A 16,739-nucleotide genomic window follows, 5' to 3' on the forward strand; every position below is an offset into this window, starting at 1 on the left:
CTCGGATTAACCGGTTGGGGGGAATCAACATGCTATTTAGAAATGTTGCAGAATTAGTAGAGCTGGCAGAAAGTCAAAACAAAAAAATTAGTGAAATCATGATTGAACAAGAAATCGCCATGACTCGAAGAACTCGCGAAGAAATTCTTGGACAAATGGATAGAAATCTAGAGGTTATGGAAAAAGCAGTTGAAAGAGGACTTGAAGGGGTTCAATCACATTCAGGTTTAACAGGTGGCGATGCAGTCCTCATTCAAAAATATATACAAAAAGGTAAAACACTAACAGGCGCAACCATTTTGGATGCAGTAAGTAAGGCAGTTGCAACAAACGAAGTGAATGCAGCAATGGGAACTATTTGTGCTACCCCTACTGCTGGCTCAGCGGGAGTAGTACCTGGTACACTTTTTGCTGTTAAAGATAAATTGAACCCAACACGTGAAGAAATGGTTCGTTTCTTATTTACTTCTGGTGCATTTGGGTTTGTGGTAGCGAACAATGCATCTATTTCAGGTGCTGCAGGAGGCTGCCAGGCTGAAGTAGGTTCTGCAGCAGGAATGGCCGCAGCAGCGATTGTGGAAATGGCAGGTGGAACACCGAGCCAATCCGCGGAAGCGATGGCCATTACTTTAAAAAACATGCTAGGATTAGTTTGTGACCCTGTCGCAGGATTAGTTGAAGTACCATGTGTGAAGAGAAATGCTATGGGGGCAGCAAATGCAATGGTGGCGGCAGACATGGCTTTAGCAGGTGTAACGAGCAGAATTCCATGCGATGAAGTGATAGATGCCATGTTCAAGATTGGCCAATCGATGCCGACTGCATTAAAAGAAACGGCACAAGGAGGGTTAGCAGCGACACCAACTGGTAGAGAGCTAGAGGCAAAAATATTTGGTATCGCTCTTAACAAACGTGACAAATAAGCTATTAGTTCCAGTTTCTGAAGTAAAAGGTATTGGTGAAAAGATTGAAGCCCAGCTGAATGAGCTGGGTATTTTTACCGTTCATGATTTAATTGAATATGCACCTTTTCGCTATGAGGATTATAGATTACGTGATTTATCTGAAGTCCGCCATGACGAAAGGATTACGATAGAAGGGAAGGTTCATAGTGAACCTTCTGTTATGTATTTTGGTCGAAGAAAGTCACGTACAGTCGTACGACTTTTAGCTGGGAATGTATTAATTAAAATCGTGTGGTTTAATCAACCTTATTTAAAAAATAAGTTTGAAATCAACCAAATTATAACGGTCACGGGTAAGTGGGATCAACATAGACAAACTCTAACAGCTCAAACCTGGAAAGTTGGTTCATCTCGAGAAAGTGATAGTTTCCAACCGGTATATCCAATTAAAGGGGATATCAAAGTCTTTGAAATGAGAAAGTGGATTCAACAAGCGATGAAGCAGTTTTCTGGTGAAATTGATGAGTTTTTGCCTGAGTATATGCTGAAGAAGTACAAGCTACTTAATCGAAGAAGAGCCTTTTTGGCCCTCCATCTTCCTCAGAATGAACAGGACTTAAAACAGGCTAGAAGACGGTTTGTATATGAGGAATTTCTTCTGTTTCAGTTGAAAATCCAAAGCCTACGTAAAATTGAAAAAGAACAATCAGGTGGGAAACCTATTGCCTATTCAACTTCTAAATTAAAAGATTTTATGAATTCTTTACCTTTTGAACTCACTTCGGCACAAAAGAAAGTGGTTAAAGAAATTTTAAGTGATTTAAAATCCCCAACTAGAATGAATCGGCTGCTGCAAGGTGATGTTGGATCCGGGAAAACAGTGGTTGCTGCCATTGCTCTTTTTGCAGCAAGTACAGCTGGATTTCAGGGTGCGCTTATGGTGCCAACAGAAATATTAGCTGAACAACATGCCAATTCTTTATTTGATTTACTACAACCGCATGGAGTAGAAGTTGCTTTATTGACTGGTGCGGTAAAAGGGAAAAAAAGAAAAGAACTTTTAGAAAGATTGAAAGCTGGGGAAATCAATGTCCTAATCGGTACCCATGCTTTAATCCAAGATGATGTTGAGTTTGCCAATCTAGGTTTAGTCGTAACGGATGAGCAGCATCGCTTTGGTGTAGAACAGAGAAAGATTTTAAGAGAAAAAGGGTATCATCCAGATGTTCTCTTTATGACAGCTACACCCATTCCTAGAACATTAGCGATAACTGCATTTGGAGAAATGGATGTGTCTACCATTGACCAAATGCCTGCGGGAAGAAAGCAAATTGAGACATATTGGGCAAAACCTAATCAGTTAGACCGCATATTAATCGGTATGGAGAAAGAGTTACAGCAAGGTCAGCAAGCGTATGTGATCTGCCCACTCATTGAGGAATCAGATAAATTAGACGTGCAAAATGCAATTGATGTACATGCGTTGTTAAGTCAACATTTTCATAATCGCTACAAGGTTGGACTTATGCATGGTAGACTTACTAGCGATGAAAAAGATGAAGTCATGCGAGCTTTTGCGGCAAACGAAGTACAGGTATTAGTATCAACAACAGTGGTGGAAGTAGGAGTTAATGTGCCAAACGCTACCTTTATGCTTATCTATGATGCTGAAAGATTTGGACTTTCTCAGTTACATCAGCTAAGAGGTCGTGTTGGACGAGGTGAACATCAGTCTTACTGTATCCTACTGGCTGACCCAAAAGGTGAAACTGGCCAAGAACGTATGAAGATAATGACTGAGACAACCAACGGGTTTGAATTAAGTGAACGTGATTTAGAACTACGTGGCCCTGGAGATTTCTTCGGGAAGAAACAAAGTGGATTACCTGAATTCAAATATGCGGATATGATTCATGATTACCGTGCATTGGAAACCGCCCGATCAGATGCAGCGCAGCTTATAGAGTCCAAAGCATTCTGGGAAAGCGAAGAATTCAGACCACTGCTTGAAAAACTAGAGGAATCGGGAGCGTTTGCGGCTAAGTCTTTTGACTAGGTATTATTATTGTTTAAACGCAACTTAGCTTTTTAAAAAGCAGATGCAGAAGATGAAATACTTCTTCTTGCAATCTGCTTTTTTTGATTATATACTACTATTAGTACCTAGTCATAATAGTTCGGATGGTGTCAGTCGTATTATGAAAAAAAATAAAAAAGAAAGACAGATGCTGCTTTCACAAACAATAAAAGAAAACCCTTTTATTACAGATGAAGAATTAGCCGATAAATTTCAAGTAAGTGTTCAAACGATTAGATTAGACCGGATGGAATTATCTATTCCCGAACTTAGGGAAAGAATAAGAAATGTTGCCGAAAAGCGTCATGACCAAGAAGTACGGTCATTGCCGATAGATGAGGTAATTGGTGAAATTATTGATATTCAGTTAGATGAAAGCGCGATTAGTATTTTTGATGTTCAAGAGGAACACGTTTTTAAAAGAAATAAAATTGCTCGCGGACACCATTTATTTGCGCAGGCAAACTCCTTAGCAGTTGCTGTCATCAATGATGAGCTAGCGCTAACAGCCAATGCTACCATTCACTTTACTCGTCAAGTTAAACAAAATGAACGAGTCATTGCAAAAGCGAAAGTGACCACTAAAGAGACGATAAAAGGTAGAACCACTGTAGAGGTCCAAAGCTATGTTGGACAAGAACTTGTGTTTAAAGGTGAGTTTGATATGTTTCGTTCAAAAAATGAAGGGAAGGAAGAACACGATGAGAATAGCCATTGATGCTATGGGAGGAGATCATGCACCTCATGAGATTATAAAAGGTGTAAACAAAGCGTTATCTGCCTTTCCAGACATCACATTTATGGTTGTAGGAGACCAAGAAAAAATACAGCCATTGATTCAAACCTCCGATCGTGTCGAGGTTATACATACAACTGAAGTAATTACATCAGATGATGAACCAGTTCGAGCCGTGAGACGTAAAAAAGATGCGTCTATGGTTGTAGCAGCTAACTTAGTAAAAGAAGGAAAAGCAGATGCTTGTATCTCTGCAGGAAATACAGGGGCTTTAATGGCTGCAGGACTATTTGTTGTCGGTAGAATTAAAGGAATAGAAAGACCTGCTCTGGCACCAACCTTCCCAACAGTAGATGGAAAGGGCTTTTTAATGCTCGATGTAGGTGCTAATGCAGATGCAAAACCAGAGCATATCTACCAGTATGCATTAATGGGAAGCATCTACGCAAAAGAAGTTCGCCAGATTGAAAACCCTAGGGTTGGGTTGTTGAATATCGGGACTGAAGAACAAAAAGGAAATGAACTAACGAAAGCAGCTTTTGACTTATTAAAAGATGCACCGATTAACTTTGTTGGGAATGTGGAGTCAAGAGATCTTCTTGAGGGTGTAGCAGATGTTGTTGTTACGGATGGTTTTACAGGAAACATGACCCTAAAAACCATTGAAGGTACAGCTCTTTCAATCTTTAAGATGTTGAAAACATCTTTAATGAGTTCAACCAAGACAAAGATTGGAGCCCTTCTATTAAAGAATGAGTTTATGAGTCTAAAAGGGAAAATGGATTACTCTGAATATGGAGGAGCAGGCTTGTTTGGTCTAAATGCTCCCGTAATTAAAGCGCATGGGTCTTCTGATGAAACTGCCGTTTTCCATGCCATTCGTCAAACACGTGAAATGGTGACAAAAGATATTCCTTCTATTATTAAGAAGGAAATTGATCAATTGGGTAATGAATAACTAAGAAGGGGGACAAAGACATGGGCAAAATCGCTTTTATTTTTCCAGGACAAGGTTCTCAAGTTGTAGGAATGGGTAAACAGTTAGCGGATGAGCATAGTCAGGTAAAAGCGTACTTCGATCGTGCAGATGAAGTGCTTACAGATGATCTATCCAACGTTATCTTTAATGGACCACAGGAGACATTAACGAAAACGGTAAACGCACAGCCTGCTCTTTTAACAACAAGTATTGCTATCTTGGAGAGAATGAAGGAACTTTCCATACAGCCAGATTATGTAGCTGGCCATTCTTTAGGTGAGTATACAGCACTTGTTGCTGGTGGAGCTTTATCGTTCGAAGATGGGGTTTATGCAGTCAGACAACGAGGACTCTTTATGGAAGAAGCTGTACCAAGTGGCAAAGGGGCTATGTCTGCAATTCTTGGACTAGACCGCGAACCTCTGAAAGCAATCACTGACAAAGTGACAGAAGAAGGTCATTCCGTTCAATTAGCGAATTTGAATTGCCCTGGCCAAATCGTTATTTCCGGAACAAAAGAAGGCGTTCAAGTAGCTGGGGAGCGTGCGAAGGAAGCAGGAGCGAAGCGAGTGATTCCGTTAGAAGTTAGTGGTCCGTTCCACTCTTCTTTAATGAAACCTGCCAGTGAGCAACTACACAGTGTTCTTCAAAAGTTAGATTGGAAAAATGCTAGTGTGCCGGTTATTGCAAATGTTAATGCTGAACCGGTTCAGGAGAAAGATGAACTGATTCGTTTATTAGTTGAACAGCTTTACTCCCCAGTACTTTGGGAGGATTCAGTTCAAACAATGTTAGATTTAGGTGTAGACACTTTTATTGAGATTGGATCTGGGAAGGTTTTGTCCGGTCTTGTGAAGAAAGTAAACAGAAGAGTAAAGACATATTCTGTGCAAGACGAAGAGTCATTCCAACAATTAGCGGCAGACTTTCAATAAAGGTAAGGAGGGATACGTGTGAAATTACAAGGTAAAACAGCACTTGTTACAGGTGCGTCTAGAGGTATTGGTAGAGCAATCGCTCTTGGACTAGCCAAAGAGGGTGCGAACGTTGTAGTCAATTATGCAGGTAGTGAGGCCAAAGCAAACGAAGTCGTGGATGAAATTAAAACTTTAGGTGTTCAAGCATTTAGCATTCAAGGAAATGTCTCTAATCCTGATGATGTACAAAATATGATAAAAGAAACAGTAGACCAGTTTGGTGCTATTGATATTTTAGTTAACAATGCTGGGATTACGAGAGATAATTTACTAATGAGAATGAAGGAAGAAGAGTGGGATTCTGTCATTGACACGAACCTGAAAGGCGTCTTCCTATGTACAAAAGCTGCAGCTAGACCTATGATGAAGCAAAGAGCTGGAAGAATTATAAACATTTCTTCAATCGTGGGTGTAAGCGGAAATCCTGGACAAGCTAATTATGTTGCGGCAAAAGCAGGAGTTATTGGTTTGACTAAGACATCTGCTAAGGAACTAGCTACTAGAGGAATAAACGTAAACGCGATTGCTCCCGGATTTATTACGACTGATATGACAGATCAACTACCAGAAGATGTGAAAGCGGAGATGCTGAAGCAAATACCACTAGGTAAGCTGGGAAATCCAGAAGATGTGGCTAAGGCTGTTGTATTCTTAGCATCTGAGGACAGCTCGTATATGACAGGGCAAACGCTTCATATTGACGGTGGAATGGTAATGTGATAAAGTACTCCTGCAATTTATAGTGGCAGGATACCGTATAACAAATTAAACTTTTAAAGGAGGTGAACAGACATGGCAGACGTTTTAGACCGTGTAACAAAGATTATTGTTGACCGTCTTGGAGTTGACGCTTCAGAGGTAACTCTAGAGGCTTCTTTCAAAGATGATTTAGGTGCAGACTCTCTTGATGTTGTTGAGCTAGTAATGGAACTTGAAGATGAGTTTGAAATGGAAATTTCTGATGATGATGCTGAAAAAATTGCCACAGTTGGCGATGCAGTGAATTACATAAAGAGCCAAGTGTAATAGTGAAAGCTCCGTCTCAATCGACGGAGCTTTTTATTTACTACCTTTATTTTTCGCCAGTTCCTCTCTGTCAATTGTTCCCGGTGGCTGTTCTAGCCAATTATGTTTGATCATAATATCGGCACCTGATTTTGCATATTGACCAATTTCTAGAGACAATCGTTCATAGTTAACGCCAAGGTCACTTCTTTGACTAGCTGCCGCTGCTGTAGCGTAATTCCCCATCCCTGCAGCACTTAAAAATGACATATGAAACATCAGCAGTTTATCCGAGAAAGTTTGTGTAGTTGAACTGCTCACACTCAAATCTGGTAATTGTGGAGCTTCAATGTTGTTTGTTAGCAGTGTTTCAGTGAAAATCTTCACATGTTTGTTTGAAATATCCCTGCCGCGAATCATATATTGTTGAATTTCTTTAGTTGGAGAGGTTTGAGCAAAGCCAAGACAAAGTTTAATCCCGATCATGTTTGTTAAGATATTCATATACAAATGGGAAATTTCTATGGCATTTAGTGGTCGTTTATTTCCAAAAGGATTCAACCCACTAAAATAGTTTTTATCATCGATAAAATCAACCTGCTTAGGAACTTCCATATAAGGGTGTCTTGCAAAAACACCTTTATTTAACGCTATTTCAGTCGAGCGATTATACAAAGTTGAGGTTTCTGATAGACAAGTTGTAAAGTATGTTCGAAGGTCATCTCTTGCGCTCATTGCCAAAAAACCACTGTATGAAAGCATACCTACTTTGGCCATTTGATTTACATAGGTTAAGCAAAAGGTATCCGAGAATAACCAAGGAGCATCATGTTGTACATCTTGGTCTGAAAAACCGGTAGGAAGAGCATATTGTTCTTTTTCAAATACAGTCTTTAGAAAATCAATATGTTCACATACTATCTTATGAGCGAACTCAATTATGGGTTTTACATCAGGGTCTTGTATATGTATGAACATATGGCTTAAGATACACTTGGACATTGTATCGTTCAGATAGGTTGTCCAAAGACATCCTATTTCGGCAGCAGTAAGATGTATTTTTTCTTGGACCATGGTGTACCTCCTCAAGATAAACTCTACTACGATTATTGTGTGCGTAATTTGATATTTATATAACGTGAAGTCTATGGTTTTTATCTAATTACGTAAGGGGAAGACCTTTCACCAAAACATTTGTAAGAAAGGCTTTGAACTTCCTTTCGTTTTAGAATAAACTGAGGATGTGCGTATTTTTGACAGGTTAGGTGAAGTCGATGACTAAGAAAAGAAAAGATTGGAAAATGCAGTTAGAACTTTTCCAGGAGTTTCAAGATAAAGTGCAAATACAATTTAAAAATGAAAAACTATTATGGCAAGCATTTACACATTCATCTTATGTGAATGAGCATCGTAAAAAAACGTATGAAGATAACGAGAGACTAGAGTTCTTGGGAGATGCTGTGTTAGAGCTTACGGTTTCCAAATTCTTATATTTGCAATACCCTACAATGTCTGAAGGAGAACTAACAAAGCTCAGAGCGGCGATTGTCTGTGAGCCTTCTCTTGTGTCCTTTGCGACGGCATTATCATTTGGTGACCTAATCCTTTTAGGAAAAGGGGAAGAAATGACTGGTGGTAGAGAAAGACCTGCTTTATTAGCAGACGTGTTTGAAGCCTTTATTGGTGCTCTATACCTTGATCAGGGAATTGAACAAGTATTTACGTTTTTAGAAGCTTGGGTCTATCCGAGGGTTCAAGAAGGTGCTTTTTCTCATGTGATGGATTTCAAAAGTCAATTGCAGGAATTTATACAGCGGGAAGCATCAGGCCAACTATCGTATGAGATTTTGGAAGAAAAAGGACCAGCTCACAACCGTGAATTTGTTTCAAGGGTTTCATTAAACGGAGAAGAACTTGGAGTTGGTAGTGGCCGATCGAAAAAAGAGGCTGAACAACATGCTGCCCAATTGGCGTTACAAACATTAAAGAGCTTTGAGAAGGATGTAAAAAGAAAATGATTCGTAAGGTAAAGAGAGAGGGGGGATCTGTATGTTTCTTAAACGATTAGAAAGTGTTGGGTTTAAATCTTTTGCAGAAAGGATATCGGTAGATTTTGTTCCGGGTGTAACTGCGGTTGTTGGACCCAACGGTAGTGGAAAGAGTAATATTACAGATTCCATCCGATGGGTTTTAGGGGAACAGTCTGCTAAATCACTCCGTGGGTCTAAAATGGAGGATATTATTTTTGCAGGAAGCGATAGTCGTAAAGCACTTAATTTTGCAGAGGTTACATTAACTTTAGATAATCATGATCAGGCTTTACCTCTGGATTTTGAGGAAGTGAGTGTTACGCGAAGGGTGTACCGCTCTGGTGAGAGTGATTTCTTCATTAATAAGCAAGCATGTCGTCTTAAAGACATCGTTGAATTGTTTATGGATTCCGGGTTAGGCCGTGAAGCTTTTTCTATTATCAGCCAAGGTCGGGTAGAAGAAATTCTGAACTCAAAATCAGAAGAAAGACGGTCTATCTTCGAAGAAGCAGCTGGAGTTTTAAAATATAAGACTCGAAAGAAGAAGGCAGAAGGCAAGTTAGAAGAAACCGAAGCCAATTTACATAGGGTTCAGGATATTCTACATGAACTGGAAGGGCAAATTGAACCATTAAGAATTCAAGCATCCATTGCGAAGGATTACCTTGAACAGAAAGAGCAACTTGAAACCATTGAAGTTGCTGTATTAGTGTATGAAATTGAAGACCTTCATCGTCGCTGGGAGCAGCTGACAAAGGATTTAAAAGAACATAAAGAAAAAGAATTAGAATACTCTCAAGCCTTATCTAATAAAGAGGCTACAGCTGAGCAATTGCGTAACCAAGTTGCAGCCATTGATGAGTCGGTTCAAGACCTTCAACAAATCTTATTAAAGACAAGTGAAGAGCTGGAGAAACTTGAAGGTCGCAAAGAGGTTATGAAAGAGCGCCTTAAAAACTCTGAATCAAATCAAGCTCAGTTAAAGAAAAATATTGAAGAATTACAGGCAAGAAAAGAAGTTCTAGCCTCTCAGCTATCCACGTTTGAGGATCAATATAAGCAAGAGAAGAGCAGACAGAAAGAAATCCAGGATAACCTGGCAACAAAAGAAGCCCAACTGCAATACGTAGATGTTAGTATTGAAGATCAAATTGAGGCCCTAAAAAGTGAATATATTGAGTGGCTTAATGAAGAAGCCCGGAAAAAGAATGAGTATGAATATATTCAAGAACAAAAATCTCAAATTGGGCAGAAATCAAACAAGCTCCTAAATGAAAACCAAGTGTGGATTGAACAAAGAGACACCCTGCGACAACAACGTGAGGAGAAAGAAGTTCAGTACAATCAATTAAAGGAGCAAACGGATTATTTAAGAGAGAAACTTCATGAGGCAGAGACGAAGCTCCAAACCATGACTAGCCAATATGAAAAACAAGAACAGTCATTATATAAAGCGTATCAGTACTTGCAACAAGCTAAATCTAGAAAAGATATGCTGGAAGAAATGGAAAATGATTATGCTGGTTTCTTTCAAGGGGTAAAAGAAGTACTAAAGTCAAGGGATCGCTTGACGGGAATACATGGAGCAGTAGCTGAATTGATCTCCGTTGAGAAACAATATGAAGTAGCAGTTGAAACAGCTCTGGGTGGTGCTTTACAAAACATAGTAGTAGAAACTGAACAAGATGCTAGGAAAGCCATTCAATTTTTAAAATCAAATGCATACGGGCGTGCTACCTTTTTACCTGTATCCGTAATGAAAGAAAGAGAAGTGGCAGGACATTACTTGCAAAGAGTTAGTCAGCATCCTCAGTTTGTAGGAGTAGCTAGTGATATTGTCAGTTTCAATCCTAAATTTTCAGCTGTCATTAAAAATCTTTTGGGAAATGTGCTGGTTACAAACGACTTGAAAAGTGCGAATGATATTGCTCGTACAGTGGATTTTCGTTTTAGAATTGTGACATTAGAAGGAGATGTCGTAAACCCTGGAGGTTCTATGACAGGGGGAGCCACTCGACAGAAGACATCTTCTGTATTAAGTAGAAAACAAGAGCTTGATGAACTCACAGAAAAGCTTCAAGTGATGGAAGAGAAAACACTAAAACTTGAAAATCACGTAAAGCAAATGAAGTCTGAAATGGAGAGGTTAAATCAAGAGATTCGTTCCATGAGGCAACAAAACGAAGAGCTTCGTGAAGTTGAACAGGATATGAAGAGTCAGGTCAAAGAAATCGAACTGAATGAGAAAAACATTCAGGACAAGCTCACGATGTTTGACATCGAAACAAAGCAATACGGGGACGATGCGGATCGTCTTGATTCCCGTGAAAAGGCTTTGAAAGAAGAGCTTGTTTCCATTAAAGAAAAGATTTCAGAGCTTAATCAGCAGATAGAGCATATGACCGCTGAAAAGAAAAATGCTCAGGTCACTAAAGAAACACTCCAGGACGAAATTGGAGAATTAAAAGTTCTACTTGCTTCAAAGAAGGAGCAAGTTCAAAACCTAAAGCAACAGCTAGATGGAGTTCAATCCGAGTCTCTTCAAGTCGAGGATCGCCTGAGTGAAGTGAAAGAAGAACTTCAATTCTTAACCAGTGAAATGGAGAAAACAACAACTGGAGAAAGTGATTTAGATATACAGGCGAAAGAAAAAGCGGTACAGAAAGAGGAAACGATGCAGCTGATTTCTGCTAGAAGAAACCAGCGTGTGGGATTATATGAACAGCTGGAAACACTCGAGTTAGAAATAAAGGAACTAAGGCGTCTTTACAAAGGGATGTCGGAGCACGTTAAAGACGAAGAGGTCAAAGTCAATCGTTTAGACGTGGAACTAGAAAGCCGTCTCCAGCAGTTACAAGAAGAGTACATGCTAACGTTTGAAGCAGCAAAAGAGGACTACCCTCTTCAGCTCCCTATCGAAGAAGCCAAAAAGAAAGTAAAGCTAACCAAAAAGGCCATTGAAGAATTAGGGACTGTAAATCTAGGATCCATTGAAGAATATGACCGGGTTTCTGAGCGGTTTGAGTTTTTATCAGAACAAAAAACGGATCTTGAATCAGCAAAAGAGACACTGTTTGAGGTTATTGGGGAAATGGATGATGAAATGACGAAACGTTTCAGTCATACCTTTTACCAAATTCAAGGGCAGTTTAACTCTGTTTTCCAAGCGTTATTTGGTGGTGGTAGAGCTGACCTACGTCTAACTAATCCAGAAGACCTTTTAAATACAGGGGTAGATATCGTTGCACAACCACCAGGCAAAAAACTACAAAACCTTGGCTTGTTATCAGGTGGGGAACGCGCATTAACGGCGATTGCCTTACTGTTTTCAATTTTAAAAGTCCGACCAGTTCCTTTCTGTGTATTGGATGAAGTGGAAGCTGCACTTGACGATGCGAATGTATTTCGTTTTAGTCAATACTTAAAAGAGTTTAGTAAAGTGACGCAATTCATCGTCATTACACACCGTAAAGGTACGATGGAAGGTGCGGACGTTTTATATGGAGTAACCATGCAAGAATCTGGTGTGTCGAAGCTAGTATCCGTACGCCTTGAAGATTCAAAAGAATTGGTTACGTCGTAAAGGAGTGGAAGCTTTGAGTTTTTTTAAGAAGTTAAAAGAAAAAATTACGAAACAAACGGACTCTGTAACCGAAAAGTTTAAAGAAGGTCTAACCAAAACTAGAGACCAATTTGCAGGTAGAGTCAATGATTTAGTGGCACGCTATCGAAAAGTAGATGAGGATTTCTTCGAAGAGTTGGAAGAGATTCTAATTGGTGCTGACGTTGGCTTTGAAACCGTAATGGAACTTATTGATGAACTAAAAATGGAAGTCAAAAGAAAAAACATTACAGACCCTGTTGATGTCAGAGATGTCATTACAGAAAAATTAGTAGAGATTTATAATGCAGGGGAAGAAAGTGCTTCTGAGCTTCAAGTGAATAATGAAGGACTAACCGTTATTTTATTTGTAGGTGTAAATGGTGTAGGAAAGACAACTACAATCGGAAAAATGGCACAGAAGTTTAAAAATGACGGGAAACAAGTCCTACTTGCAGCGGGAGATACTTTCCGTGCAGGAGCAATTGACCAGCTTGAAGTATGGGGACAGCGTGTTGGTGTCGATGTAATCAAGCAAGGTGAAGGATCCGACCCTGCAGCTGTCATGTATGATGCTGTACAAGCTGCCAAAGCTCGAAATGTCGATGTGTTACTTTGTGATACAGCAGGACGTCTTCAAAATAAGGTCAACCTTATGAAAGAGTTAGAAAAAGTGAAAAGAGTTATTGAGCGGGAAATCCCGGGTGCACCACATGAAGTGTTACTTGTACTAGATGCCACAACTGGACAAAATGCGATGATTCAAGCGAAACAATTTAAAGAAGCGACAAATGTTAGTGGTATTGTGCTAACAAAGCTGGATGGAACGGCTAAGGGTGGAATTGTATTAGCTATTCGAAATGAATTAAACATCCCGGTTAAGTTTGTGGGACTTGGTGAAAAAGTGGATGATTTACAGCCATTTGATGCAGAGCAATACGTGTATGGATTGTTTGCTGGATTGGCTGAAGAGGAAAACGAGGTAAGTGAGTAAGTAGAGAGGAAACGAGGCTTAGTGCCTCGTTTTTTTGTTTTGATAATGGGGAGGTTGTGAAGAAAGGTGTGTTTGTGTTTTTGTTAACAAGGAGCACAAAAAAAGTTTGCGTTCTAAATATTCCAGTATATGTAAAATTCGGCACGGAAACAGGAATTTTTGTTCCTTTTGTTCCAGTATATGTAAATATCGGAACAGAAAGAGTGATTTCTATGCCTTTTATTCCATAATATGTAAAATAAGGCACAGAAAGAGGAGTTATTGAGAGGATTTTTTCCATAAATACCCATAAAACTCTCGAAAGTCGAAGCTATTGAGAGTTTGTTTCCAAATATAACCATAAAACTCTCGAAAACTGCAATTATCGAGAGCTTTTTTCCACATCCTTTCAAAACCTCTCAAAAACCTCAGGAAACCCACACAAAAAACTGCACACACTGCCTCCCAACCCCAATCACCAAGGTCTCCCATTCACCTGTAAAGCCATCACCTTGACAACACTAGGCAATTTCAGTATTCTATTGATGTAAAGTCTTTTCACTTAACAAGGGGGCCACTCATATGCTCGAAAAGACGACGAGAATGAATTACTTATATGATTTTTATCAGTCGTTGTTAACCCCTAAACAACGAAACTATATGTCTCTTTATTACCTAGATGATTTCTCACTTGGGGAAATTGCGGAAGAATATCAAATCAGTCGGCAGGCTGTTTATGATAATATAAAGAGGACGGAAGCAATGCTTGAAGAATATGAAGAAAAATTACTGCTACTCAAAAAATTTCAAGAGCGATCGAAGCTGCTCCTAGAAATGAAGCAGCTGATTAAAGCGGGAGAGAGTAGTAAAGATGCATTGCTTGCGCCAATTGAAGCTCTTGAAAAATTAGAGTAAGGGGGCTAAATCGTATGGCCTTTGAAGGTTTAGCGGATCGTCTGCAAGGTACCATCCAGAAGATTAAGGGTAAGGGGAAGGTAACTGAAGCAGACGTAAAAGAAATGATGAGGGAAGTCCGTCTGGCACTCCTTGAGGCAGACGTTAACTTTAAAGTAGTAAAAGACTTTGTAAAGCGTGTAAGTGAACGGGCTATTGGCCAAGAAGTCATGAAGAGCTTAACTCCTGGTCAACAGGTTATTAAAGTCGTAAAAGAAGAGCTTACCAACTTAATGGGTGGAGAGCAAAGCAAGATTGCGGTAAATAACAGACCACCGACAGTCATTATGATGGTCGGGCTACAAGGTGCTGGTAAGACGACCACAACAGGTAAGCTTGCAAACCTATTAAGAAAGAAATACAATCGAAAGCCACTACTAGTTGCAGCCGATATTTATCGTCCTGCTGCAATAAAGCAATTGGAAACGCTAGGAAAACAGTTGGACATGCCAGTCTTCTCGTTAGGAGATCAGGTAAGCCCTGTTGAAATAGCGAAACAAGCCATTGCCAAAGCAAAAGAAGAGCACAACGACTATGTGTTAATTGATACGGCTGGACGCCTTCACATTGATGAAACCTTAATGGATGAATTGAAAGATGTGAAAGAGATTGCAAAGCCTGATGAGATTTTCCATGTCGTAGATGCGATGACAGGACAAGATGCAGTAAATGTGGCTCAAAGCTTTAATGACCAATTAGGAATTACTGGAGTCGTTTTAACAAAGCTTGATGGTGACACTCGTGGTGGTGCAGCACTATCTATTCGAGCTGTGACAGAAAAGCCTATTAAATTTGCCGGTATGGGCGAAAAGCTAGATGCTTTAGAATCATTCCATCCAGAGCGAATGGCGTCCAGAATCTTAGGGATGGGAGACGTACTCTCACTTATTGAAAAAGCCCAAGATACAGTGGATGCTGAAAAGGCAAAGGAGCTTCAAGAAAAGTTAAAGACACAATCCATTACACTGGATGATTTTCTTGAACAATTAGGACAAGTTCGTAAAATGGGACCGTTAGATGAACTTCTAGGGATGATCCCGGGCGCGAATAAAATGAAGGGTATGAAAAACCTTCAAGTCGACGAAAAGCAAATTGGTAAGGTTGAAGCCATTATTCGTTCTATGACGAAGAAGGAAAAAGAAGACCCATCCATTATCAATGCAAGTCGTCGTAAGCGAATTGCAACAGGTAGTGGTACAACCGTTCCAGAGGTAAACCGTTTACTGAAGCAATTTGATGAAATGAAGAAAATGATGAAACAAATGACAAACATGCAAAAAGGTAAGAAAAAAGGTGGATTTAAATTCCCATTTATGTAATACCAAATGGGAATTTCATGTAAAATCACTATGTAAAGAAAAAACACTTTACAACCCAAAATACATTTGATATTATACTATCTTGTGTGAAACTATTCGGAGGTGCACTATAATGGCAGTTAAAATTCGTTTAAAGCGTATGGGAGCTAAGAAGTCTCCTTTCTATCGTATTGTTGTAGCAGATTCTCGTTCTCCTCGTGATGGACGTTCTATTGAAACTATTGGTACTTACAACCCTGTAAGCCAACCAGCAGAACTTAAAATCAATGAGGAATTAGCACTTAAGTGGCTTCAAACTGGTGCTAAGCCATCTGATACAGTTCGTAACCTATTCTCTTCTCAAGGCATCATGGAAAAATTCCACAACGCTAAATATAGCAAATAAGAGGGCCTATGAGAGAGCTCATTGAAACGATCGTCAAGCCCCTTGTCGATTTTCCAGAAGACTTAAGCGTTGATGTTGTTGAAGAAACGAATAGCGTTACCTATAAGCTTTCCGTCAACAAGAGTGACATCGGGAAAGTAATTGGAAAGCAAGGGCGTGTTGCAAAGGCGATTCGAACTGTTGTCTATGCTGCAGCCGCAACTAGACAAGACGATTCAAAGAAAGTTTATGTTGATATCGTAGACTAAAAGGAGGGGGAATCCCCTCCTTTTTTCTAGTTCAACAATCTTTTTGGTAATTAACCATTAAATAGTAGAACCATAATAGATACATACGTTACTATGAATGGTAGATAGGCAAACTCCTTTGTCCAGTCACAAAAATGATAAGGAGTGTGACAGGCTTGAGAATCATTCGAAAAATAACAGTAAAGCAAGTACTTACGGAAGAAAGTAAATCTTCCATTCAGAAAAAACTACATAATGAGAAAGACATGCTCAAAAAAGAATGTGAGCAACTTTTGTTTGAACAGAAAAAAATGGAACACTCTAAAAAAGGACGAAACTCTTCCCTTCAAACTAGCTTTTTACAAGAGATTGAAAGAAGAGAAGACCAAATCGAATCGATTAGATTTCAATTAGAACAACTAGAAATCCTTCCTTTGGGGACAGAACTAAGGGAATCCGAGATAGAAGCGCTCATTGAGGTAAATGAAGGCGATTCGTGGGACAGACTAGTTAAAGAAATTGTGATAGAAAATGGGATTGTTAAAGAAATTCGTAAAGGGTGACGAATGAA

16 protein-coding genes are annotated in these 16,739 nt (G+C 39.5%); 15 read left to right on the top strand and 1 reads right to left on the bottom strand.

The window, feature by feature from the left end; genetic code table 11:
- Positions 1 to 29: 29 nt before the first annotated feature.
- The 7 genes from sdaAA to ABDZ91_RS11615 all read left to right on the top strand — a co-directional run bounded on the left by sdaAA (position 30) and on the right by ABDZ91_RS11615 (position 6,700).
- The gene (sdaAA, locus tag ABDZ91_RS11585; protein ID WP_343799146.1) at positions 30 to 923 is read left to right on the top strand and encodes an L-serine ammonia-lyase, iron-sulfur-dependent, subunit alpha; all 894 of its coding nucleotides are present in this window, start codon (positions 30 to 32) and stop codon (positions 921 to 923) included.
- Positions 913 to 2,961: an ATP-dependent DNA helicase RecG gene (gene recG / locus ABDZ91_RS11590; protein WP_343799336.1), complete on the top strand. Its 2,049-nt coding sequence runs from the start codon at positions 913 to 915 to the stop codon at positions 2,959 to 2,961. Before sdaAA ends, recG begins: the two co-directional genes overlap by 11 nt.
- 142 nt (positions 2,962 to 3,103) lie before the next feature.
- A complete protein-coding gene (gene fapR / locus ABDZ91_RS11595; protein WP_343799148.1) occupies positions 3,104 to 3,700 on the top strand; it encodes a transcription factor FapR in 597 nt (198 codons plus the stop codon).
- Complete coding sequence (gene plsX, locus ABDZ91_RS11600) at positions 3,684 to 4,676, top strand: phosphate acyltransferase PlsX (protein WP_343799150.1); 993 nt, start codon at positions 3,684 to 3,686, stop codon at positions 4,674 to 4,676. Before fapR ends, plsX begins: the two co-directional genes overlap by 17 nt.
- A gap of 20 nt (positions 4,677 to 4,696) precedes the next feature.
- Complete coding sequence (gene fabD / locus ABDZ91_RS11605) at positions 4,697 to 5,632, top strand: ACP S-malonyltransferase (protein ID WP_343799152.1); 936 nt, start codon at positions 4,697 to 4,699, stop codon at positions 5,630 to 5,632.
- Positions 5,633 to 5,650: 18 nt separating this feature from the next.
- Positions 5,651 to 6,394 carry a 3-oxoacyl-[acyl-carrier-protein] reductase gene (gene fabG, locus ABDZ91_RS11610; RefSeq protein ID WP_343799154.1) on the top strand — a complete coding sequence of 248 codons (744 nt, stop codon included), beginning with the start codon at positions 5,651 to 5,653 and terminating at the stop codon, positions 6,392 to 6,394.
- A gap of 72 nt (positions 6,395 to 6,466) precedes the next feature.
- Positions 6,467 to 6,700 (top strand): acyl carrier protein, encoded by a 234-nt coding sequence (locus ABDZ91_RS11615; protein WP_343799155.1) that lies wholly within the window; start codon positions 6,467 to 6,469, stop codon positions 6,698 to 6,700.
- A 33-nt stretch (positions 6,701 to 6,733) separates the two neighbouring features.
- Here the strand turns inward: ABDZ91_RS11615 and ABDZ91_RS11620 are convergent, their stop codons facing one another.
- Entirely contained in the window at positions 6,734 to 7,753 is a 1,020-nt protein-coding gene (locus ABDZ91_RS11620) for a DUF3231 family protein (RefSeq protein WP_343799156.1), read from the bottom strand.
- A 200-nt stretch (positions 7,754 to 7,953) separates the two neighbouring features.
- Here ABDZ91_RS11620 and rnc point away from each other — a divergent pair, with 200 nt between their 5' ends.
- The 8 genes from rnc to ABDZ91_RS11660 all read left to right on the top strand — a co-directional run bounded on the left by rnc (position 7,954) and on the right by ABDZ91_RS11660 (position 16,731).
- Positions 7,954 to 8,697, top strand: coding sequence for a ribonuclease III (gene rnc, locus ABDZ91_RS11625; protein ID WP_343799157.1), 744 nt, complete (start codon positions 7,954 to 7,956; stop codon positions 8,695 to 8,697).
- Positions 8,698 to 8,728: 31 nt separating this feature from the next.
- Positions 8,729 to 12,292, top strand: a complete 3,564-nt coding sequence (gene smc / locus ABDZ91_RS11630) for a chromosome segregation protein SMC (protein WP_343799159.1) — start codon at positions 8,729 to 8,731, stop codon at positions 12,290 to 12,292.
- A gap of 13 nt (positions 12,293 to 12,305) precedes the next feature.
- Positions 12,306 to 13,304, top strand: a complete 999-nt coding sequence (ftsY, locus tag ABDZ91_RS11635) for a signal recognition particle-docking protein FtsY (protein ID WP_343799161.1) — start codon at positions 12,306 to 12,308, stop codon at positions 13,302 to 13,304.
- A 561-nt stretch (positions 13,305 to 13,865) separates the two neighbouring features.
- A complete protein-coding gene (locus ABDZ91_RS11640) occupies positions 13,866 to 14,198 on the top strand; it encodes a putative DNA-binding protein (RefSeq protein WP_343799163.1) in 333 nt (110 codons plus the stop codon).
- Positions 14,199 to 14,212: 14 nt separating this feature from the next.
- Complete coding sequence (ffh, locus tag ABDZ91_RS11645) at positions 14,213 to 15,556, top strand: signal recognition particle protein (protein WP_343799165.1); 1,344 nt, start codon at positions 14,213 to 14,215, stop codon at positions 15,554 to 15,556.
- 112 nt (positions 15,557 to 15,668) lie between these two features.
- Positions 15,669 to 15,941 carry a 30S ribosomal protein S16 gene (gene rpsP, locus ABDZ91_RS11650; protein ID WP_343799167.1) on the top strand — a complete coding sequence of 91 codons (273 nt, stop codon included), beginning with the start codon at positions 15,669 to 15,671 and terminating at the stop codon, positions 15,939 to 15,941.
- An 8-nt stretch (positions 15,942 to 15,949) separates the two neighbouring features.
- Entirely contained in the window at positions 15,950 to 16,189 is a 240-nt protein-coding gene (locus tag ABDZ91_RS11655) for a KH domain-containing protein (RefSeq protein ID WP_343799169.1), read from the top strand.
- Positions 16,190 to 16,344: 155 nt separating this feature from the next.
- Entirely contained in the window at positions 16,345 to 16,731 is a 387-nt protein-coding gene (locus ABDZ91_RS11660) for a YlqD family protein (RefSeq protein WP_343799171.1), read from the top strand.
- Positions 16,732 to 16,739: the final 8 nt, after the last annotated feature.

The sequence above is a fragment of the Bacillus carboniphilus genome (genome assembly GCF_039522365.1).
GTDB classification, from domain to species: Bacteria; Bacillota; Bacilli; order Bacillales; family JC228; genus Bacillus_BF; species Bacillus_BF carboniphilus.